We start from the raw sequence: 20,778 nt of genomic DNA on the forward strand, positions 1-20,778 counted from the left end.
CTAGGACTCCTCACCCCGCAGCCTGGCCACCTCGGCCAGCAGCCGGCGCTTCACCTTCGCCCGGAACCGCTCGAGCCGCATGGTGATCGCGCTCTTGCCGACGCCCAGGCGGGCCGCGATCTCGCGCGCGGTGAGCTGGCCCTCCAGGTAGAAGAGCCGGACCGTCTCCTTCTCGGGCCCCTCCGGCAGCTCGTCCACCACCCGGCGGACCAGCTCCAGCTCGGCGCCGGCCTCCGGATCCGGGGCCTCGGCCTCCGCCGTGCCCAGCGCCTCCGCCTCGCGCCCCAGGTCCTCGGCGAGCTGGCTCCGCGCCCGGCCGCGGGCGATGCGGGTGATGGCCCGGTTGCGGGCGATGGTGAGCAGCCAGCCGCCGAAGCGCGCCGGCTGCTCCAGCCGCGCCAGGCTCGCGAAGGCGCGGACGAACGCGTCCTGCACCACGTCCTCGGCGTCGTCGGCGTCGAGCGCCGGGAAGCCGCGCGCCAGCCGGTGCACCGCCGGCCGGTGCCGGTCGTAGAGCGCGCGCTGGGCGGCGCGGTCGCCGCGCAGGGCGGCCGCCACGTCGGCGGCGTCCGCCGCCCCCGCGTCCTCCCCGCCCTCGGCCTTGCCGTGCGCCGTCACGGGCGCGGAGGGTACTACGGACCAGTCGGAGCGTCCCGTCCCGCCGCGCGCGCCTCCCGCAGCAGCACCGCGCCGCCCACCACGCCCACCGGCACGAGGTGCGCGAGGTGGTACAGCAGCGCGAACGCCAGCGCGGCCTCGCGCGAGGCGCCCGCCCCCGCCAGCGCGAGCACCACCGCCGCCTCGAACGGCCCGGCGTTCCCGGGCGACACCGCCACCACGTTGGCCGCGGTGGACGCCACCACCGCCAGCCCCGCCGCGAACAGCGAGGGGGGCAGCCCCACCGCCACCAGCGCGAGCAGCGCGATGAGCACCTCGGCCGCCCACCCGGCGAGCCCCCACGCGAAGGACGCGGCGAGCGCGCGCGGATCGTGCGCCGCCGCGAGCCCCGCGCGCAGGCGCACCAGCAGGCCCGCCCCGCCGCCGCGCTCCGGCGCGCGCCCGCGCGGAGGCCGGAGCAGCCGCGCCAGGAGCACGCCGGCCACGGCCACCGCGGCGAACACGAGCAGCACCTGGCGCGCCCAGCCCGGCAGCGGCCCGAGCAGCGCCAGCGCGGCGAGGAGCGGCACCAGCGTGGCCGCGCCGACCACGTAGTCGAGCGCCGCTGCGGTGAGGAGCGACGCCACCGGCACGCCCGACCGGCGCGAGAGCAGCATGGCGCGGGCCACGTCGCCGGCCCGGGCCGGGATCACGAGCGAGAGCGCGAAGCCGGCCACCACCGCCGAGAACGCGTCGCGGAAGCGCACCCGCAGCGCGGGGCCGCGCACCACCGAGGCCCAGCGCGCGCTGTGCAGCGCGAGCGAGAGCAGGTTCGCGCCGCCCGCGGCGAGCAGGAGCAGCGGGTCGGCGCCGGCCACGACGCCGGCGACCTCGCGCAGGTCCACGTGGCGCGCCGCCAGCACCGCCAGCCCGGCGACCACCGCCAGGCCGGCCAGGTGGAGCGCGGTCCGGCTCCCGGGTCGCGCCGGCGCGAGGGACCGCAGGCCCGCGAGCCGGTCGCCCATCCGCTACGCGCCCCCCCGCGCGGCGGCACCCGCCCCGCCCGCGGCCGCCCGCGCCGCGGCGAACGCGTCCAGCGTGACGAACGCGTAGCCGGCCTCGCGCCAGCGGCGGACGATCTCCGGCACCGCCGCGGCGGTCTGGTCGCGCCGCGGGTCGAGGCCGGGCGTGGCGCAGCCGTCGTGCAGGAGCAGGATCTCGCCCGCCCGCATGCGGCGGCTCGCCCGCGCCGCGATGACCTCGGCGCCGGGCCGCTCGGTGTCGAACACGCCGCGCGTCCAGCCCACCAGCGTGAGGCCGCGCCGGCGCAGCGCCGGCCCGAGGAACGGCCCGCGGAAGCCGTGCGGCGCGCGGAACAGCGGCGCGGGCTCGACCCCGGCGGCGCGGATGGCCCCGGCGCAGCGATCCAGCTCGGCCGCCACCCGCCGCGGCCCGGCGAGGAGCAGCTTCGCGTGCGTGTCGCCGTGCAGGGCCACCAGGTGCCCGCGGCGCGCGACCTCCCGCACCCGCTCCGGCGCGCGGCGCGCGGCCTCGCCCAGCACGAAGAACGTGGCCCGCACGCCGGCGCGATCGAGCGCGTCGAGCACCGCCGGCGTGTCGTCGGAGGGGCCGTCGTCGAAGGTGAGCGCCACCGACCGCGCGCCGGCGGGCCCGCGCCGCAGGCTCCGGCCGGTGAGGTCGAACGGCACCCAGAGCGCCTGGAGCACGGCGAGCGCGGCGGCGACGGTGGCGAGCCCGAGCGCCGCGCCGGGACCGGGCCGGCCCTCGAGCGCGAGCCGCGCCGCCAGGCCGAGCAGCGCCACGCCCCCGAGCACCGCCAGCGCCACCGCGAGCCGCTTGCGGGCCGGCACGCGCGCCTCAGCCCCGCACGCCGATGGAGCGGTACAGCCCGAGCACCTCGCGCGTCACCGAGGGCCACGCGTAGCGCTGGGCGGTGAGGCGGCCGTGCTCGCCGTACGCCTGCGCGCGGGCCGGCTCGCGCGCGATGCGCACCAGCGCCCGCGCCCACGCGGCGGGGTCGTCGCCGGAGAGCAGCTCGCCCTCCCGGCCGTGCTGCATCACCTCCCGGAAGCCGTCGATGTCCGCGGCCAGCACCGGCTTGCCCGCCGCCATGGCCTCGAGCAGCGTCACCCCGAAGCTCGCCAGCCGCGTGGGCGCGCAGTAGACGTCGGCCGTCGCGTACCAGTCCGGGCGCTCGTCCAGCACCCGGCCGGCAAACACCACGTCCTCACGCAGCTCGCGCGGCACCATGGCACGATAGCGCGGCAGGAGCGGGCCGTCGCCGAGAACCAGCAGCCGCGCCCCCACCTGGCGCCAGGCGCGGTGGAACGACGCGAGCAGCCGGTCGAGGCCGTTGCGCGGCTCGAGCCGGCCCACGAACAGCACGTTCAGCTTGCCGTCGTCGTAGCGGCGGATGCGGCGCCCGCGCGCGAAGCGGTCGGTGTCCACGCCGTTCGGGATGATGCGGAAGTCGGCGTGCAGCCGGTCGCGGAACGCGCCCAGGCAGGCCTGCGAGACCGCCACCGCCGCGTCGAGCCGGTCGAGGTAGCGCTGCAGCGGCCCGCGCATCATGCGGAACAGCAGGCCGGGCCGGAAGTTGGTGTGGAACGTGCCGACGAGCGGCCCGGTGGCGTGGTGGATGGCCAGCAGCGGCAGCACCGGGGTGAGCGGCGCGTGCACGTGGACCACGTCGAAGCGCTCGCGGGCGAGCACCTCGCGCACCGCGCCGCGGATGCCGAGGCCGCCGGTGACCCGGCCGAAGCCGCCGTTGGTGTACGCGGGCAGGCTGCGGCCCAGGCGGATCACGTCGGGCTGGGGCGCGCCCGCCTCGGCGCCCAGGTCCGGCATGGCCGAGGTGACGATCCGGACCGTGTGCCCGAGCCGCCTCGCCTCGCGGGCGAAGTGGTGGACGTGCTCCTGGATGCCCCCGACGCTCGGGTAGTAGTACTCGGTGACGACGCCGATCTTCACGGGGCACCTCCCTCCGGCGGAGGGGCGCCGTCAGCGGGGCATCGCCTGGCGGCGCTGGAACGGGATCACCCGCGCCTCGCGCCGCGCCAGCGGGGTGAGCCGCCGGCCGAGGGGCGCGCGCCGCCAGAGCAGCGGGAAGAGCGCGAGCGCGGCGGCGAGCCAGGCGCGCGCGGTGACGAGGACGAGCGCCACCGCGGCGACGAGCGTGCGCGCGAGCAGCGCGAGCCGGCCCTCGGGGCTGCCGCGGGGGCCGGGGGCGGGGGCGAGGCGCAGGTGGCGGCGAGCGGGCTGGGCAGCGGGATCCGGCACGGGTTCCGTCCTCCGCGACGAATCTAGACACCGCTCCCGCGGACGGCCAGGCGACCTCGGGCGGTGGCGAGGGGCGGCGCCGACCTGCTACACACGGCGAGATGCCCGGCCCACCCCGACGCGCCCACGGCCTCACCCTGGCGGCCCTCGCGGGCGCCGTCCACCTCGCGTGCGACGCGGCCGCCGCGCAGGTCCACGCGGTCGCCCCGCCCTACCTCCTCCTCGACCACGCGGCCGAGCTCTTCAGGGATCTCCTGGCGTTGGATCGCACCGCCATCCTCGTCACCGTCTCGGTGGCCGCCTCGGCGGTGAACGGAGCCATCGCGGCGCTCATGGCGGTCGCGCTGGAGGACGCGCCGAGGCGCCGGCGCGCGCTCGCCTGGGTGCTCACCGCGTTCTGGGTGCTGTCCGGGGGCCTGCTCATGCTGATCTACCTGTCCCCGCCCTGGGGCGTGGCGCTCGGCAGCCTGGCCGCGGGGATCCCCCGCGCGTGGGCCGTGGCCTGGGTGCTCGATCGGGCGCTGGGCCGGCCCGCGCCGGCGGAGCCGGAGGGCGGGGCCGGGCGGCCGGATGGCGTGCCCCCGGCGTAGCCCGCTCAGCGGCTGGACGGCAGCAGCGGCCGCAGCACGCGCTCGCGCGTGCCGGACGCGGCCCGGGCCTTCGCCTCGGCGGCGCGCGCCTTGTCCTCGCGGTGCGTGCGCGCGTAGAAGCGGGCCAGCCGGTCCCAGCCGGCGGCGCGGTCCGGCGCGGCCTCCGCCGCCGCCACCAGCTCCGCCTCGGCCGCGGGCAGCAGCCCCGCCGCCTCGTACCGCTCGGCGAGGCGGGCGCGCACCAGCGCGTCGCCGGGCCGCTCGCGGCTGGCGCGGTGCAGCTCCAGCAGCGCCTCGTCGCCGCGCCCGAGCCGCTCCAGCGCGAGCGCGCGCCGCACCCGGACCTCGGGGTCGGCGCCGAGCTCGAGCGCGGCCGCGTACTCGGTCACCGCCGCCGCGTCGTCGCCGCGCAGCTCGGCGAGGCGCCCGGCCAGCACCCGGCGCCGCGGGACCGCGGCCGCCTCGGGGGCGCCGGCGATGAGCGTCGCGGCGCGGTCCAGCTCGCGGCCGTCCGCGACCAGCAGGTCGGCGAGCGCGAGGCGCGCCTCGCCGGACGCGGGCGCGAGCGCGAAGGCGGCCTCGAGGATCTCGCGCGCGCCCTCCAGGTCGCCGTCGCCGCGGAGCGCCTCGGCGCGGGCCACCAGCACCTCGGTGCGCGGGCGGCGGCCGCCGGGCTCGGCCGCGGGCGCCGGGGCCGGCGGGGTGGCCGCGGCGGCGGGCGCGCCGGCCGGGGCCGGCTGCGCGGGGGACGCCGCGGGGGCGGCGGCCGGGGTGGTCGCCGCCGGGGCCGCCTGCGCCTTCGGGGCCGCGGTGGTGGGCGGGCGCGAGAAGGTGTGGGCGCGGGGGGTGCAACCTGCGGCGGCCGTGGCGGCAGCGGCGGCGAGGACCAGGAGCGGGAGGGTGCGCATCACGGGCATGATAACCCCGGGGACCGCTCGCCCCTTCCCCCGGCGCGCGCCGGCCCTGGCGCGCCGCCGCCAGGCGCGGTAGTTCACGGCCCGCATGCGCGCGGAAGACACGCTGATCGAGCTGGGCTGGCCCCGGATCCTGGAGGCGCTGGCGGGCCGCTGCCGGCTGCCCGCCGGCCGCCGCCAGGCGGCGGCCCTCCCCTTCCTGCCCGACGCGCCCGCGGTGCGCGAGGCGCTGGCGCGGGTGGGCGAGGCGCGCGCCCTGTCGGAGGCGGGCACCTCGCTGCCGCTCGGCGGCGTCGCGGACGTGGAGCCACACCTCGAGCGCGCCGCCAAGGGCGGGGTGCTCGAACCGCTCGCGCTCCGCGAGTGCGCCGGGCTCGCCCGCGCCGCCGCCCGCACCCGGGCCACCCTGGAGCCGCGCGCGGCCGAGCTCCCGCGCCTGTGGGCGCTCGCCGGGGCGCTCTCCCCGACCGCGGCGGTGGCGGATCGCATCGAGCGCGCCATCGAGCCGGACGGCTCCATCTCCGACCGGGCCAGCCCGGCGCTGGCCGCGGCGCGGGAGCGCGCCCGCGGGCTGCACCGCGCGCTCAAGGCCCAGGTCGAGGCGCTGCTCGACGACGGCGACATGCAGCGCCACCTGCGCGACCGGTACTTCACCATCCGCAACGACCGCTACGTGCTCCCGGTGCTGGCGAGCGCGCGCGGGCAGGTCCCGGGCATCGTCCACAACGCCTCGCAGTCGGGCCAGACGCTGTTCGTGGAGCCGGACTCGATGGTGGAGCTCGGCAACGAGCTGTCCATCGCGAACGCCATGGCGGCCGAGGAGGAGCAGCGCATCCTGCGCGAGCTGTCGCAGGCGCTCACCGCCGGCGCCGGCGCGCTGGCGCGCGACCTCCAGCTGCTGGCCGGCCTCGACCTGCTCGAGGCGGAGGCGCGGCTCGCCTCGGACCTCGACGCGCACGCGCCCGAGGTGGGCCCGGAGCCGGCCGGCTTCGAGCTGCTCTCGCTCCGCCACCCCCTGCTCGTGCTGCAGGCCAAGAAGGTGGTGGCGAGCCACGTGCGCCTCTCGCCCCCGCAGCGCGCGCTCATCGTCTCCGGCCCGAACGGCGGCGGGAAGACGGTGGCCATCACCGCGGTGGGCCTCTCCGCGCTCATGCTGCGGGCCGGCCTGCCGGTGGCCGCCGCGGAGGGCTCGCGCCTCCCGTTCTACCTGGAGGTGAAGGCGGCGGTGGACGAGCGCGGCGACCTCACCAAGGACCTGTCCACGTTCACCGCGCACCTCGCCGCGGTGAAGGACATGCTGGCCGGCGCGGTGCCGGGCTCGCTCATCCTGGTGGACGAGATCGCCGCCGACACCGATCCGCGCGAGGGCGCCGCGCTCGCCGCGGCGATCCTGGAGGCGCTGGTGGAGCGCGGGGCCACCGTGCTCGTCACCACCCACCTCGACGAGCTGAAGGCGCTCGCGCTCACCGACGCGCGCTACGGCAACGCCCGCGTCGGCTTCGACGCGGAGCGGCTGGTGCCGACGTACCAGGTGCACCTCGGCGCGCCGGGCAGCTCGTCGGCCATCGAGGTCGCGGCGCGGGTCGGGCTGCCGGCCGCGGTGGTGGAGCGGGCGCGCGCGGCGCGGCACGGCCAGGGCGGCGCGCTGGGCGAGGCGCTCCGCGCGCTCGACGAGGAGCGCGGCCGGCTCGCGGCCGAGCGGCGCGGCGCGGAGGAGGCGCGCGAGGCGGCCCGCAAGGCCGAGGAGCGCGCGCGGGCGGCCGAGGAGGCGGCGCGCCGGGCGGAGCGCGACGCGGGCGCGCGCATGGGCGCGGCCCTGGCCGAGGAGCTCGAGGCGGCGCGCGCCGAGGTGGCCGACCTCATGGCCGAGCTGCAGGCCCGGCCGAGCGTGAAGAAGGCGGCCGAGTCGAAGGCGCGGCTCGACGCGTGGCACGCCACCGTCTCGCAGGCCGCCGAGGCGACGCGCGCCCGCGCCGAGGCGGGCCCGGAGGCGCTGCCCGGCGGCGAGCTGAAGCCGGGCGCGCGCGTGCGGATCCTGTCGCTCGGGCAGGAGGGCGAGGTGGTGGAGGTGGACGGCAAGGACGCGCTGGTGCGGGCCGGGCCGCTCAAGATCCGCCGGCCGGTGAAGGACCTGCTCGCGCTCGCCGGCAAGGCGCGCGACGCGGGGCTGGCGCGCACGCGCGGCGAGAAGCTCGCGGCGGCGAGCGCGGCGCGGCCGGACGCGCCGGTGAGCGCCGAGCGCCGCCTCGACGCGCGCGGCCTGCGCGTGGAGGAGCTGCTGCGCGAGGTCGATCGCTTCCTCGACCGCATGTACTCCGACGGTGAAGCCGAGTGCGTGGTGCTGCACGGCCACGGCACCGGCGCGCTCAAGCAGGCGCTCCGCGATCACCTTGCCGCATCCCCTTACGTGGGAGCCTTCCGTGCCGGCGACCGGCACGAGGGTGGCGATGCGGTGACGGTGATCGCCCTCCGCCGTTAGCGGGGGCCGTCTTTCTGCAAAATCCGGCACTTGACGAAGTGCGGCACGAACGCGCAGTGCCTGCGCGGGTGCAAGATTTGCCGACCGGGACAACAATTCTGCGCTCGGCTGTCTGTCTGATGTGGTAGGAAATTCCCACCCGTCCGGGCTGCAACTCGATTCGTCCGGACACACCCGCGCTCCGATTTCTGGAGGAACTGCATGAAGGCTCTGAAGAAGCTGTTCGTGGCAGCCCTCGCCCTGTCGCTGCCTCTGGCGACGCTCGCTCAGGCGACCGAGGCCGCAAAGCCTGCGGAGGCCGCCCCGGCGGCTGCGCCTGCCCCGGCCGCGAAGCCCGCCGAGGAGACCATCAAGGTCACGCCGTACGGCTTCGTGCTCCTCAACGCGTACTGGGACGGCAACACGCTCGTGAACAAGGACTACCCGGGCCAGGCGGCGGCGGCCGGCACGAACGAGGGCGGCGCGTTCCTGATGAGCGCGCGCCAGTCCCGCATCGGCATGCGCCTCGCGACGTCCGGTGAGAACTGGACGGGCGCGGCGCTCACCGGCGTCCTCGAGTTCGACTTCAAGGCCGGCCACCTCTCCACGGCCAGCACCGCCTGGTACAACGGCGTCATGCGGCTTCGCCTCGCGGCGATGACCGCCACCTGGAAGACCCCGTACGGCAACTGGGCGGTCCTCGCCGGCCAGGAGTACGGCCTGGTGAACCCGCTGTTCGCCGAGTCGCTGGCGTGGGTCGCCGACCCGCTGTTCTGGCAGGCCGGCAACCTGTGGCGCCGCGCGCCGCAGATCCGTCTGTCCTACAACGGCCAGTTCGACGCGGTGGGCCTGAGCCTCGCCGCCGCCATGCTGTCGCCCGCCGACGCCGGCACCCCGGTGGACAACGGCTTCGGCAACCGCTCCCGCACCCCGAACTTCGAGGCCCGCGGCGCCGTCAGCGTCAAGGCGGCCCCGGACATCAGCGGCACGGTCGGCGTGGGCTACCACATGCAGACCCGCCGCTACGGGTACGGCACGCCGGACGAGAAGGACGTGGACGGCTGGATGCTCGGCGTGGACGCCGACCTCAACCTGACCCAGTTCCTCCAGGTGAAGGGCGAGTACTTCACCGGCGAGGGCGCCGACGACACGTACAACACCATCGGCTCCCCTGCCGTGCAGACCGCCGCCCCGTACCAGAAGGTCAAGTCGGACGGCTTCTGGGCGCAGGGCATCATCAAGCCGCTGCCCCAGCTCTGGCTGACCATCGGCTACGGCCAGGCGAAGGCCGACGACGGTGACCTCCGCGCCTTCGTCACGCCGGCCAACCAGGCGACCACCCGCTACGAGAACAGCCAGCTGGCCGGTGGCGTGCTCGTGAACGCCGGCAAGTTCTGGCGGTTCGGCGTCGAGGCGATGCAGGTGACGACCAAGTACCTGGCCGCCGCTGGCGACCCCGAGCAGAAGGCGACCCAGATCGCGGTCTCCTCGCAGCTGAAGTTCTAGCTTCTCCTCGAGGGGCGCCCGGGCGACGCCCGGGCGCCCTTCGTGTTTTCGGCGCATCCCTTCACCAAGGAGCGAATCATGACGAAGAAGCTCGCGATGGCCGTGGCGGCGCTCGCCCTCGCGCTGCCCGGCACCGGCAGCGCGCAGGTGAAGATCGGCTTCATCAACTCCATCACCGGCCCCGAGGCGCCCATCGGCGAGAACCTCACCAACGGCGTGGACATGGCCGTCGAGGATCTCAAGAAGCAGGGCGTGAACGTGGCGCTGGTGAAGCAGGACGACACCGGCAAGCCGCAGGTGGCGATGAGCGCCATGGAGCAGCTCGCCACCGGCGACGAGGTCGCCGCCGTGGTCGGCCCGTACACCTCCGCGACCGCGAACGCCGTCGCGAAGCTGGCCCAGCAGTACAAGGTGCCGCAGGTCGTGCCGGCCGCCGCGAAGGAGGAGATCACCAAGCAGGGCTACGACTGGGTGTTCCGCCTGAACGCCCCGGCGCACCAGTACGCGCAGTCGCTCATCGACGCGGCGCTGGCGTTCGGCAAGCCGAAGTCGATCGCGTTCATCTACGAGTCCACCGACTTCGGCGCGTCGGTCGCCAGCGCCGGCAAGGACTACGCGCAGAAGAAGGGCCTGAAGATGGTGGCGGACGAGGCCTACCAGAAGGGCGCGCCCGACTACCGCTCCACGCTCACCAAGATCAAGGCGCAGAACCCCGACCTCGTCTTCATGGTCTCCTACGTCGCCGACGCGATCCTGCTCATGCGGCAGTCGCGCGAGGTGGGCCTGAAGCCCCAGGCGTTCCTGGCGGCGGCGCCGGCTTCGACACCGCGCAGTTCGAGGGCGAGAAGGACATCTCCAACCTGGTCTACTCGGTCACCCAGTGGACGCCCGAGTCCTCCAAGGCCGCCACCGCGTTCGCCGATCGCTACAAGGCGAAGTACGGCAAGAAGCCGACCTACCACGCGGCCTGCGCCTACGCGGCCATGATGATCGTCGGCGAGACCGCCGCGAAGAACGGCGGCGACCGGAAGAAGATCCGCGACGCGCTCGCGAACGGCTCGTGGACCGGCATCATGGGCAAGGTGGACTTCGAGACGTACGAGGGCTTCACCAACCAGAACAAGCTCGTCATGCCGGTGATCCAGTACCAGGGCGGCAAGTCGGAGACCGTCTACCCGAAGGAGGCGGCGCAGAAGAAGGCCGTCTACCCGTTCCCGGGCTGGAAGTAGAACCGCGCGCGGACGCGCGCGCAGCGTGAAGGCACTACGAGCCGGGGGGCGGCGCGACCGCCCCCCGGCTCTTCTTTTTCCGGCCCCGGCGCACCGTCGATCGTTGAAGTCCCAACTCGGCTTCGGGTACCCTGACGGGCCCCGTCGAGCCGGAGATGCACGGCGCGCTGCCGGCGCGCGGGCGCCAGAAGCGTCCAGCGGAGGAGCCTCGATGATCGTGTTCTTGCAGTCGGTGCTGAGCGGCCTGCTCGTGGGCGGCGTCTACGCGCTCATCGGGATCGGGCTCACGTTGATCTTCGGCGTGATGCGCGTGACGAACTTCGCGCACGGCGAGCTGCTCATGCTCGGCATGTACCTCGCCTGGCTCGCCTTCACCGGGCTCCACCTGGACCCGTTCCTGTCGATCGTGCTGGTCGCGCCCGCGATGTTCCTGTGGGGCGCGTTCCTGCAGAAGTCCTTCGTGAACCGGGTGCTCGGCGCGCTGCCGCAGAACCAGATCCTGCTCACCATCGGGCTCGGCCTGATCATGTCGAACACGGTGATGCTGATCTTCACCTCCGACTACCGGATCCTGACCACCACCTACTCGTCCTCCAGCTACAAGCTGGCCGGCCTGTCGATCTCGCAGCCGCTGCTCTACGCGTTCCTCATCACGGTGGCGATCACCGGCGCGCTCTACTGGTTCCTGCTCAAGACCGACACCGGCCAGGCGATCCGCGCCACGGCGCAGGACCGCGACGCGGCCCAGCTCATGGGCATCAACGTGCGGCGCATGTCGGTGCTGGCGTTCGGGATCGGCTCGGCGCTGGCCGGCACCGCCGGCGCGCTCATCTCGCCGACCTACTACATCTTCCCGCAGGTGGGCAGCACCTTCACCCTGAAGGCGTTCGTGATCGTGGTGCTCGGCGGCATGGGCAGCGTGGTCGGCGCCACGCTGGGCGGCATCATCATCGGCGTGGCCGAGTCGCTGTCCGCCGTCTACATCGCGTCCGGGCTGAAGGAGCTGGTCACCTTCGTGCTGTTCCTCGCCCTGCTCCTCTTCAAGCCCGCCGGCCTGCTCGGCAAGACGAGGGCCTGATCCGATGCGCACCCGACTCCAGGTTCCCCTCCCCTCGCGCGCCCCCCGCGGCTTCTCGGTGGTGGGCCTCCTCGTGTTCGTGGCGGTGGTCGCCGCGCTCGCGATCTTCCCGCAGTTCGTCAAGAAGCCCTACGTGCTGCACATGGGCGTGCTGCTGTTCCTGGCGGTCATCCAGGGGCAGGCCTGGAACGTGGTGGGCGGCTACGCCGGGCAGTACTCGGTGGGCCACGCCGCGTACTTCGGCGTGGGCGCCTACGTCACCATGATGCTGCTCGAGGTGAACAAGATCGCGCCGTGGTGGGGCGTGTGGGCGGCCATGGCGGCGGCGGTGCTGCTGTCGCTCGTGATCGGCAGCATCACCTTCCGGCTGCGCGGGCCCTACTTCGTGCTCGCCTCGATCTCGGTCGCCGAGATCATCCGGCTCGCCACCCTGTACTTCAAGGACTTCACCCGCGGGGCCGAGGGCTTCCTGCTCGGCGAGATCCCGACGATGAACCTCTTCGGCGAGGAGATCCTGTTCATCGGCAAGCGGCCCTTCTACTTCGTGGGCCTGGGCCTGGCGGTCGTGGCCGTGGCGGTCAACTGGGTCGTCCAGCACTCGAAGCTCGGCTACTACTTCCAGGCCATCCGGGAGGACCAGGACGCCGCGCACTCGCTCGGCATCAACCTGTCCTTCTACAAGAACGTGGCGCTCTCCATCTCGGCCGCGTTCACCGCGCTGGCCGGCGGCTTCTACGCCATGTTCGTGAAGTTCATCGACCCGAACACCGTGTTCGGCCTGGACGTGTCGGTGCAGATCGTCCTGCTCTGCATCATCGGCGGCATCGGGACCATCGTCGGCCCGGTGATCGGCGCGGTGGTGCTGGTGCCGCTCTCCGAGATCCTGCGCAACCCGAAGGGCCTGGTGCAGGTCGGCGTCCTCTCGGCCGACTCCGGCTTCGTGACGTTCGTGGAGCGGTACCTCTCGAACGCCCACCTGCTCGTGTACGGCATCCGGTGGTGCTCGTGATCCTGTTCGCGCCCGAGGGCGTGCTCGGCGTCATCCGGCGCGCCGCGGCGCGCTGGGGCCGCCGGCCGCAGGACGTCCCCCCCACCGCCGCGGCCAAGGCCTAGGAGACGGAGACCGCCATGGCGATCCTCGACATCAAGCACGTCTCCAAGTTCTTCGGCGGCCTCGCCGCCAACTCCGACGTCTCCTTCTCGATGGAGCAGGGGATGATCATGGGCCTCATCGGCCCGAACGGCGCCGGCAAGACCACGCTGTTCAACTGCATCACCGGCTTCTACCCGCCGTCCAAGGGCGAGGTGCTGTTCAAGGGCGTGCGGATGAACGGCCTGCAGCCGAACCAGGTGTGCCACCTGGGCATGGTGCGCACCTGGCAGAAGGTGCGGCCGCTCGCGAAGATGACGGTGCTCGACAACGTGATGGTGGGGGCGCTGGCGCGCACCACCAGCCTGAAGGTCGCGCGGCAGGTGGCGCTGGAGCAGCTGCACGTCGTCAAGCTCGAGCACAAGGAGGACTTCCTGGCCGGCGGGCTCCCCATCGGCGAGCGCAAGAAGCTCGAGGTGGCCCGCGTCCTCGCCACCAAGCCCGAGCTGCTGCTGCTCGACGAGGTGATGGGCGGCCTCAACCCGGCCGAGTCCGAGGAGATCATCCAGCTCATCCTCGAGCTCCGGAAGGGCGGCCTCACGCAGATGGTCATCGAGCACGACATGAAGGCCATCATGCGCATCTCGGATCGCATCGTGGTCCTCAACTCCGGCGAGAAGCTGGCCGAGGGCGCGCCGCAGGAGATCGTGAACAACAAGGACGTGGTCTCCGCCTACCTGGGCGAGGAGGTGGAGTGATGCTGAAGCTCGAGAAGCTGTCCTTCGCCTACGGCGACCTGAAGGTCCTCTGGGACGTGGACCTGGAGGTGAAGCAGGGCGAGATCGTCACGGTGGTCGGCGCGAACGGCGCCGGGAAGTCCACCATCCTCAAGAACGTCTCGCGCCTGGTGAAGCCGGGCCACGGCCACCTCACCTTCCTCGGCCAGGACCTGCGCAAGCTGGCCTCGCACGAGGTGGTGGAGCTGGGCGTCGTGCAGGTGCCGGAGGGCCGCCGCATCTTCCCGGAGATGACGGTGGTCGAGAACCTGCGCATGGGCTCGTTCGTGAAGGCGACGCGCAAGGACCGCGAGCGCAACATCGAGCGGGCCTTCACGCTGTTCCCGCGCCTCAAGGAGCGCCAGAAGCAGCTCGGCGGCACCATGTCCGGCGGCGAGCAGCAGATGCTCGCCATCGCGCGCGGCCTGATGGCCAACCCGAAGCTGCTGCTGCTGGACGAGCCCTCGCTGGGCCTTTCTCCGCTGCTGGTGAAGAGCATCTTCGAGATCATCAAGGAGATCAACCGCCAGGGGACCACGATCCTGCTGGTGGAGCAGAACGTCTACCAGTCGCTCCGCATCTCCACGCGCGCGTACGTGCTGGAGACGGGACGGGTGGTACTCTCCGGAACGGGCGCGGAGCTGCTCGACAACGCCCACGTCAAGAAGGCCTTCCTGGGGATGTGATCATGGCGGACGCGAAGCTCACGGTCGGCGACTGGATGACGAAGAACCCGATCACCATCGAGGACGAGGCCTCGGTGATCGAGGCGATCCACCTGCTCAAGGAGAAGAACATCCGGCGGCTGCCGGTGATGCGGCAGGGGCGCCTGGTCGGGCTGGTGACGGAGAAGATGCTGTTCGGCTACATGCCGGCGAAGGCGACCACCCTCGACCAGTGGGAGCTGCACTACCTGCTCTCCAAGACCCCGGTCCGCGCCGCGATGAACCCGGCGCCGCACACGGTCCACCCGGACACGCCGCTGGCCGAGGCCGCGCGCCTGCTCCACGACCGCAAGCTGAACGGCGTCATCGTGGTGAACGCGCAGGGCGACCTGGAGGGGCTGCTCACCACCACCAACGCGCTCGAGGCGCTCATCCACTTCTCGGGCGCGGCCTCCGCGAGCGCGAGGCCGTAGCCCGGCGCCGCGGCCCGAGGCCCGCCCGCCGCGTCCCGCGGGGCGCGGGCCCGGGCGCCGCGGCTACCAGAAGAACTTCGCCGCCGCGAACAGCCCGATCGCGATGGCGAACGCCTTCATCCCCGCCGGCGGGAGGCGCTGCGCCACGTGCGCGCCCACCCAGCCGCCCACCAGCGACGCGACCGCCATGAGCGCGGCGAGCGGCGGGTCCACCTTCCCCCACGCCAGGAACAGCACGCAGGCCACGCCGTTCGTGAGCAGCGCGAACAGCACCTTGAGCGCGTTCGCGTGCTGCAGGCTGGACGGCAGCAGGATGCCCATGGCCGCCAGCATCAGGATCCCGATCCCGGCGCCGAAGTAGCCGCCGTACACCGAGATGAGGAACTGGATCATCCAGAGCGCCACCGGGTGGTTCCCGGCGACCTGGTGCCCCACCGCGCGGCGGATGGGCCCCTGGAGCGCGAGCAGCGCGCAGGCGAACAGGATGAGCCACGGCACCACCGCCGCGAACGCCTTCTCCGGCAGCGCCAGCAGCAGCACCGAGCCGAGCGCGCCCCCGAGCAGCGCCGGCAACCCGAGCACGATGGCGCGGTGCCGCTCCTCGTCGATGTGGCGCCGGTAGGCCCACACCGAGGAGATCTGACCCGGCCAGAGCGCCACCGTGCTGGTGGCGTTCGCGGTCACCGGGGAGAGGCCGGCGAGCATCAGCGCGGGGAAGGTGAGCAGCGTGCCCCCGCCGGCGACGGCGTTCACCAGGCCGGCGGCGGCGGAGGCGGCGGTCACGAGGACGCCCTGGGCGATGGTCACCGGATGTGATTAGCGCGCCGGGCGGGCGCCCGCACCCCGACCGGCGGGTTGCGCGCGACGGCCGGCTGCGGCGAGATGTCGGTGGAGGTCACCCGCATGCCCGCCACCGTCACCGCCGATCACGGCGAGATCCTGCACCGGGCCGGTCGCGCCCACCTGTCCCCTGCCCTGCGCGACGGCGCGCCGGCCCTCGCCGGCCACGGCGAGACGGCCGGGCGGTGCGGGTGGGAGCCGTTCTTCCGCGCCCTGGGCGCCCGCGGCCTGGCGGTCGCGTTCGAGGAGGACGGCGGCGCCCGCCTGGTGCCGCGCGGGGACGCGCCCACCCACGCGGCGGGGCCCGGCGAGGGCGGCCTGGAGGGCGCGCGCCGGTTCCTGCGCGCGCTCCGGGGCGAGTGGACGCCGCCGGCCTGACGGCGTCACGCCCGATCCCTCCGCTCGGGGTTCGACGGGCTCACCCCGAGCGGATCGAGGTTCCGGTCACCGCGAGCGGATCCGGACCTTCCGCTCGCCCCGAGCCTGTCGAGGGGCGGGCGGAGGATGCGCAGCCGCCCTCAGCGCCCGCGGCGGCGGCCCTTGCCGCCCCCGCCCTGCTTCCCGCCCCGCGCCTTGGCGCCGCCCTGCGCGCGCCGGCCACCGGCCTGCTGCTTCCCGCCGCGCGGCTGCGCGCCCGCGCGCCGTCCGCCGGCCTCGGCGCGCCGCGGCGCCTTGCCGCCCGCGCGCCGCTGCAGCGCCTCGGCGAGGCTGCCGCGCCCGCGGGCCGGGCCGCGCGCCCCCGCCGCCTCGGGCGTCGCCACGGCCACCTCGGCCGGCCTGCGCTCGCCCGGGGCACCGCGCCGGCGCTTGCCGCGCGCGCCCTCCGCCGCGACCGCCATCGCCTCCGCGCCGGCCAGCACGAAGTCGATCCGGCGCCGCACCGGGCTCGCCGCCGCCACCAGGACCTTCACCTCGTCGCCGACCCGGATCGCCCGGCCGCCGGCCGCGTCCACCAGCGCGTGCTGCACGACGTCCAGCTCGAAGTCGCCGGGGAGGTCCTCCACCTTCACCAGCCCCTCGACCATCCAGCGCTTCAGCTCCACGAACGCGCCGAAGTCCACGACCGCCGCCACCACGCCGTCGAAGGTCTCGCCGACCTTGTCCTGCATGAAGAGCGCCGCGTAGAAGGACGCGATCTCGCGCTCCGCCTCCATGGCCGCCCGCTCGCGCTCCGACGCCAGCGCGGCCATCTCCTCCAGCGCCTCGCCCGGCGTGCCGCGCACCTGCCGCCCCTGGCGCCTGGCCCACTCCTCCTTGAGCAGCCGGTGGACCACGAGGTCCGGGTAGCGGCGGATGGGCGAGGTGAAGTGCAGGTAGTGCTCGGCGGCGAGGCCGTAGTGGCCGATGTTCTCCGGGCTGTAGACCGCCTGCATCATGGCCCGGAGCAGGAGCTGGTTGAGCGCGCGCTGCTGCGCGTGCCCGTGCAGCTTCTCCAGGAGCACGTTCAGCGCGCGCGGGTCGGCGGGCAGCTCCGGGACCTCGAAGCCGTGCGCCGCCGCGAGGTCGAGGAACGCCTGGAGCTTCTCCTCGTCGGGCAGCCCGTGCACCCGGTAGATGGTGGAGAGGTCGCGCGCGCCGAACCAGCGCGCCACCGCCTCGTTGGCGGCGAGCATGAACTCCTCGACGATGCGGTGCGCGCGGTTGCGCGGGCGGCGCTCGATGGCCGCGACCTGGCCGTCGTCGCCGAGCACGATCTTCGCCTCGGGCAGGTCGAAGTCGATGCTGCCGCGGCGCCGCCGCATGGCGGTGAGCTTGTCCTGCAGCTCGGCCATGAGCTCGAACGACTCGCGGAAGCGCTCGCGGCCCGGGACCCGCTCGCCGGCGAGCACGCGCGCCACCTCGGTGTAGGTGCAGCGCGCGGCGCTCCGCATCACCGCCTCGTACACCTCGGCCGTCTGCGCCTCGCCGCGCCCGTCCACCACCATGTCGGCGACCATGCAGAGCCGGTCCACCTCGGGGTTGAGCGAGCAGATCCCGTTGGAGAGCCGCTCCGGCAGCATGGGCAGCACCTGCATCGGGAAGTAGACGCTGGTGCCGCGCCGGAACGCCTCCTGGTCGAGCGCGGTGCCGGCGCGCACGTAGTGGGCCACGTCGGCGATGGCCACCACCAGCCGGTACATGGGCTTGCCCTTGCGCGAGGGCAGCCGCTCCACGTGCACCGCGTCGTCGAAGTCGCGCGCGTCCTCGCCGTCGATGGTGACGAGCGGCAGCGCGGTGAGGTCGCGCCGCCCGCGCCAGTCCTCGGAGCGGACGTGGTCCGGCGTCTCCACCGCCTCGGCCTGCACCGGCTCCGGGAACACGTCCGCGAAGCCGCGCGCGTAGGCGACCTTCAGCACCTCGACGCGCGGCTCGCCGGGCCGGCCGATCGCCTCCACCACCTCGCCGCGCAGCTCCGGGCTCTCCGGGTCGAGCGCGACCTTCACCACCTCGCCGTCGCGGGCGGCCGCGGTCTCGGCCACCGGCACGTAGCCCTCCAGCTCGGCGTCGGCGGGGACCACGAAGCTCTGCTTGCCGCGGGCGTGGTAGGTGCCGACCAGCAGCCGCCGCCGGCGCTCCACCACCTCGACGATCTTCCCCGCGGTGCGCCCGCCGCGCGCCGGGACGATCTCCAGGCGCACCAGGTCGCCGTCGAGCGCGCGCGCCGCCTCGTGCGGCGGCACGAACACGTCCTCGCCCTTGCGGTCGATGCGCGCCACGAACCCGAAGCCGTCGCGGTGCTTCTTGAGCGTGCCGAGCACGCCGCCGGTGCGCGCGGCCCGCCCCGCGGCGCCCGCGAGCCCCTTGCCGCGCGCGGACGGCGCGAGCCGCCCCGGCCCGGCGCCGTCGCCCGGGCGCCCCGGCCGCCTGCCGCCCCGCTCCGCCGCCGCGGGCTTCGCGCCCGCCAGCGAGAAGCGCTTCCCGTCGCGGAGCAGCAGGCCCTCGCGCGCGAGGTCGCGCAGCATGCGCTTGACCTCGGTGCGCTGGCCGGCGTGGATGTTCCCCCGCTGCATCACCTCGCGCACCGAGAGCGCCTTGCCCTCGGCCTTGCGGAGCTCGTCCATCAGCGCCGCCCGGCGGCGCTCCTGCAGGTCGCGCTGCATCCTAGTCTCCGAACAGGCGGCCGAGATCCGTGCCGCCCTGGTGCTGCGTGGGGAACAGCGGGAACAGCGCGCCCGCGAGCGCCTGGAGGTTGCGCGTCTGCAGCCACACCTCGCCCGGCCCGGCGAACTCGGCCACCAGCGCCTCGCCCGACACGATCGAGCGGAGCCACCCGCGGCGGCTGGCCTTGCGCACCTGGTACGGCATGGCCGCGTCGAACGCGACCACGTGGCCGGTGTCCACCACGTAGCGCCCGCCCGCCGGGATGGGCCGGCGCACGATGGCGCCGTAGGACGAGAGCAGCGCGGTGCCGCGGCCGGAGAGCCGGATGAAGAACAGCCCCTCGCCCGCGAACAGGCCGCGGAAGCCGGCGAACTCGGTGTCGATGCGGGTCTCCGGGTCCGAGGCGAGCCAGGAGGAGGACTGCACCAGCAGCGTGCGCCCCTCCAGCTCCAGCCCGATCACGTCGCCCGGCACCGGCGGGGCGAGCAGCACCTCGGCCGGCCCGCCCATCGCCGTGAACGTCGAGACGAAGACCGACTCGCGGGTGACCATCCGGCGGAGCGCGCCCATCACCCCGCCCTGCATCCGCGACTGCAGGTCCACGTTGCCGCTCATCGAGACCATGGCGCCCGCCTCGGCCAGGATCGACTGGCCGGCGGCGAGCTCCACGCGCGCGCACGCGAACGCGTTCCCGCCCACGAGCTGGTAGCGGAGCGTGCTCGCGGCGGAGGTGGTGGCGAGCACGTCCCCGGCCGCGGGGGCGGCCGCGCCGGCGCGCAGCACCGCGCCGCACGCGCGGCAGGTGGCGTCGGGCCCGGCCTCGTCTCCACAGTTGGGACAGCGCATGGCGCGAGTCTACACGCGATGCCCCAGGGCCAGGGGCGGAAGGCGGGGGAGCGCGCCCACCGCCCCGCCCGCCCGCGCGGGCGCCTCGCCGGCCGGGTGTATAAACGGTCCGTGCTCACCCCAGAGACCGCCCGGGCGCGCATCCTGGCCGCCCTCTCCCCGCTCGCGCCGCTGCCCGGCGAGCGCGTGCCGCTCGCCGACGCGGTGGGCCGGGCGCTGGCGGAGGACCTCGTCCCCGACCGCGACCTCCCCGCGTTCGCCGCCTCCACCATGGACGGCTACGCGCTCCGCGCCGCCGACGCGCGCCGCGCCGGCGCCCGCCTGCCGATCGCGTTCGAGGTGTACGCCGGCCGGCCCGCCGCCGCGCCGCTGCCGCCGGGGAGCTGCTGCCGGATCTTCACCGGCGCGCCGCTGCCCGAGGGCGCCGACGCCGTGGAGATGCAGGAGGAGGTGCGCCGCGCCGGCAAGGCCGCGGTGTTCCGCCGCGCGGCGGAGCCGGGGCGCTTCGTGCGCGCGCGCGGCTCGGACCTCGCGGCCGGCGCGGTGGCGATCGCCGCCGGGACGGTGGTGGACCCCGGCGCGGTGGGGCTCGCGGCCGGGATCGGTCGCGCGGAGCTGGTGGTGCGCCGGCGCCCGCGGGTCGCGATCCTGCCCACCGGCGACGAGCTGGTCCCGCCGGGCAGCATCCCCGGGCCCGGCGAGCTGGTGGACTCGAACGGCCTCGCGCTCGCCGCGGCGGTGCGCGAGGCGGGGGGCGAGCCCATCCTGCTCCGCCCCGCCCGCGACGAGGCCGCGAGCCTGGCCGCCGCGCTCGCCGCCGCCCGCGGCGCCGACGCGCTCCTCACCTCCGGCGGCGTCTCGGTGGGCGAGCGCGACCTGGTGCGCGCCGCGCTCGAGCGCGCCGGGGCGCGGCTCGACTTCTGGCGGGTCGCGATGCGCCCCGGCAAGCCCTTCGCGTTCGGGCTGTGGGGCGCGACCGCGGTGTTCGGGCTCCCCGGCAATCCGGCCAGCACGCTGGTGACCTTCGAGCTGTTCGTCCGCCCGGCGCTCCGCGCGCTGGCGGGACTCCCCGGCAGCGGCCGCGTGGTGGCCACGGGCCGGCTCGCGGCCGCGCAGGAGAAGCCGGCCGAGCTCACCGTGTACCTGCGCTGCCGCGTGCGGCCTTCGGGGGACGAGCTCGTGCTCGAGCCGCTCCGGACCCAGGTCAGCGGCAACCTCTCGTCCACCACGGGTCACGCCGCGCTGGCCGTCCTCCCGCCCGGCCGCGCGCGGCTCGCGCGCGGCGCCCGGGTCCGCGCGATCCTGCTCGCCGCCGACGTGCGGCACGATGGGTGA

General features: G+C 75.1%; 20 protein-coding genes and 1 pseudogene. 12 read left to right on the forward strand and 9 right to left on the reverse strand.

The features are described from left to right. The 5 genes from ACOQFB_RS13945 to ACOQFB_RS13965 are packed head-to-tail and all read right to left on the reverse strand — an operon-like array spanning position 1 to position 3,897. On the reverse strand, positions 1 to 618 hold the full coding sequence (locus tag ACOQFB_RS13945) for an RNA polymerase sigma factor (RefSeq protein ID WP_421610577.1): 618 nt from the start codon (positions 616 to 618) through the stop codon (positions 1 to 3). Between the two features lie 14 nt (positions 619 to 632). Then, complete coding sequence (locus tag ACOQFB_RS13950; RefSeq protein WP_059438366.1) at positions 633 to 1,622, reverse strand: lysylphosphatidylglycerol synthase transmembrane domain-containing protein; 990 nt, start codon at positions 1,620 to 1,622, stop codon at positions 633 to 635. 3 nt (positions 1,623 to 1,625) lie between these two features. Continuing rightward, positions 1,626 to 2,468 carry a polysaccharide deacetylase family protein gene (locus ACOQFB_RS13955; RefSeq protein WP_421610578.1) on the reverse strand — a complete coding sequence of 281 codons (843 nt, stop codon included), beginning with the start codon at positions 2,466 to 2,468 and terminating at the stop codon, positions 1,626 to 1,628. A gap of 7 nt (positions 2,469 to 2,475) precedes the next feature. Beyond that, positions 2,476 to 3,588 carry a glycosyltransferase family 4 protein gene (locus ACOQFB_RS13960; RefSeq protein WP_059438364.1) on the reverse strand — a complete coding sequence of 371 codons (1,113 nt, stop codon included), beginning with the start codon at positions 3,586 to 3,588 and terminating at the stop codon, positions 2,476 to 2,478. 30 nt (positions 3,589 to 3,618) lie between these two features. Next, positions 3,619 to 3,897: a hypothetical protein gene (locus ACOQFB_RS13965; protein ID WP_421610579.1), complete on the reverse strand. Its 279-nt coding sequence runs from the start codon at positions 3,895 to 3,897 to the stop codon at positions 3,619 to 3,621. A 101-nt stretch (positions 3,898 to 3,998) separates the two neighbouring features. Between ACOQFB_RS13965 and ACOQFB_RS13970 the strand changes: the two genes are divergently transcribed. After that, positions 3,999 to 4,487: a hypothetical protein gene (locus ACOQFB_RS13970; protein WP_421610580.1), complete on the forward strand. Its 489-nt coding sequence runs from the start codon at positions 3,999 to 4,001 to the stop codon at positions 4,485 to 4,487. A 5-nt stretch (positions 4,488 to 4,492) separates the two neighbouring features. Here ACOQFB_RS13970 and ACOQFB_RS13975 read toward each other — a convergent pair whose 3' ends face one another. Next, entirely contained in the window at positions 4,493 to 5,395 is a 903-nt protein-coding gene (locus ACOQFB_RS13975; protein ID WP_421610581.1) for a tetratricopeptide repeat protein, read from the reverse strand. Between the two features lie 94 nt (positions 5,396 to 5,489). Here ACOQFB_RS13975 and ACOQFB_RS13980 point away from each other — a divergent pair, with 94 nt between their 5' ends. The 9 genes and pseudogenes from ACOQFB_RS13980 (at position 5,490) to ACOQFB_RS14020 (ending at position 14,676) form a co-directional block, all read left to right on the forward strand. Further along, the gene (locus ACOQFB_RS13980) at positions 5,490 to 7,880 is read left to right on the forward strand and encodes an endonuclease MutS2 (protein ID WP_421610582.1); all 2,391 of its coding nucleotides are present in this window, start codon (positions 5,490 to 5,492) and stop codon (positions 7,878 to 7,880) included. Between the two features lie 201 nt (positions 7,881 to 8,081). Then, positions 8,082 to 9,365, forward strand: coding sequence for a hypothetical protein (locus ACOQFB_RS13985; RefSeq protein ID WP_421610583.1), 1,284 nt, complete (start codon positions 8,082 to 8,084; stop codon positions 9,363 to 9,365). A gap of 96 nt (positions 9,366 to 9,461) precedes the next feature. Continuing rightward, a pseudogene (locus ACOQFB_RS13990) lies at positions 9,462 to 10,124 on the forward strand (ABC transporter substrate-binding protein); the annotation flags it as partial. A 101-nt stretch (positions 10,125 to 10,225) separates the two neighbouring features. Then, positions 10,226 to 10,594, forward strand: a complete 369-nt coding sequence (locus ACOQFB_RS13995; RefSeq protein ID WP_494492584.1) for an ABC transporter substrate-binding protein — start codon at positions 10,226 to 10,228, stop codon at positions 10,592 to 10,594. Positions 10,595 to 10,805: 211 nt separating this feature from the next. Then, a complete protein-coding gene (locus ACOQFB_RS14000) occupies positions 10,806 to 11,672 on the forward strand; it encodes a branched-chain amino acid ABC transporter permease (protein ID WP_059438842.1) in 867 nt (288 codons plus the stop codon). 4 nt (positions 11,673 to 11,676) lie between these two features. After that, entirely contained in the window at positions 11,677 to 12,681 is a 1,005-nt protein-coding gene (locus ACOQFB_RS14005) for an ABC transporter permease subunit (RefSeq protein ID WP_494492253.1), read from the forward strand. 119 nt (positions 12,682 to 12,800) lie between these two features. Next, on the forward strand, positions 12,801 to 13,520 hold the full coding sequence (locus tag ACOQFB_RS14010; protein ID WP_059438844.1) for an ABC transporter ATP-binding protein: 720 nt from the start codon (positions 12,801 to 12,803) through the stop codon (positions 13,518 to 13,520). Next, complete coding sequence (locus tag ACOQFB_RS14015) at positions 13,520 to 14,224, forward strand: ABC transporter ATP-binding protein (protein WP_421610584.1); 705 nt, start codon at positions 13,520 to 13,522, stop codon at positions 14,222 to 14,224. Before ACOQFB_RS14010 ends, ACOQFB_RS14015 begins: the two co-directional genes overlap by 1 nt. A 2-nt stretch (positions 14,225 to 14,226) precedes the next feature. After that, positions 14,227 to 14,676, forward strand: a complete 450-nt coding sequence (locus ACOQFB_RS14020) for a CBS domain-containing protein (RefSeq protein ID WP_059438846.1) — start codon at positions 14,227 to 14,229, stop codon at positions 14,674 to 14,676. Positions 14,677 to 14,739: 63 nt separating this feature from the next. Here ACOQFB_RS14020 and ACOQFB_RS14025 read toward each other — a convergent pair whose 3' ends face one another. Next, positions 14,740 to 15,483, reverse strand: coding sequence for a sulfite exporter TauE/SafE family protein (locus tag ACOQFB_RS14025; RefSeq protein ID WP_421610585.1), 744 nt, complete (start codon positions 15,481 to 15,483; stop codon positions 14,740 to 14,742). 96 nt (positions 15,484 to 15,579) lie between these two features. Here ACOQFB_RS14025 and ACOQFB_RS14030 point away from each other — a divergent pair, with 96 nt between their 5' ends. After that, positions 15,580 to 15,894: a hypothetical protein gene (locus ACOQFB_RS14030; protein WP_059438848.1), complete on the forward strand. Its 315-nt coding sequence runs from the start codon at positions 15,580 to 15,582 to the stop codon at positions 15,892 to 15,894. Between the two features lie 140 nt (positions 15,895 to 16,034). On the opposite strand, the gene rnr is transcribed toward ACOQFB_RS14030, so the two are convergent. Both rnr and ACOQFB_RS14040 read right to left on the reverse strand, forming a co-directional pair. Next, complete coding sequence (gene rnr, locus ACOQFB_RS14035) at positions 16,035 to 18,596, reverse strand: ribonuclease R (RefSeq protein WP_421610586.1); 2,562 nt, start codon at positions 18,594 to 18,596, stop codon at positions 16,035 to 16,037. Between the two features lies 1 nt (position 18,597). After that, complete coding sequence (locus ACOQFB_RS14040; RefSeq protein ID WP_421610587.1) at positions 18,598 to 19,443, reverse strand: TIGR00266 family protein; 846 nt, start codon at positions 19,441 to 19,443, stop codon at positions 18,598 to 18,600. 111 nt (positions 19,444 to 19,554) lie between these two features. Between ACOQFB_RS14040 and ACOQFB_RS14045 the strand changes: the two genes are divergently transcribed. Continuing rightward, positions 19,555 to 20,778: a molybdopterin molybdotransferase MoeA gene (locus ACOQFB_RS14045; protein ID WP_421610588.1), complete on the forward strand. Its 1,224-nt coding sequence runs from the start codon at positions 19,555 to 19,557 to the stop codon at positions 20,776 to 20,778.

The sequence above is a fragment of the Anaeromyxobacter sp. Red801 genome (genome assembly GCF_049201065.2).
Classification (GTDB): Bacteria; Myxococcota; Myxococcia; order Myxococcales; family Anaeromyxobacteraceae; genus Anaeromyxobacter.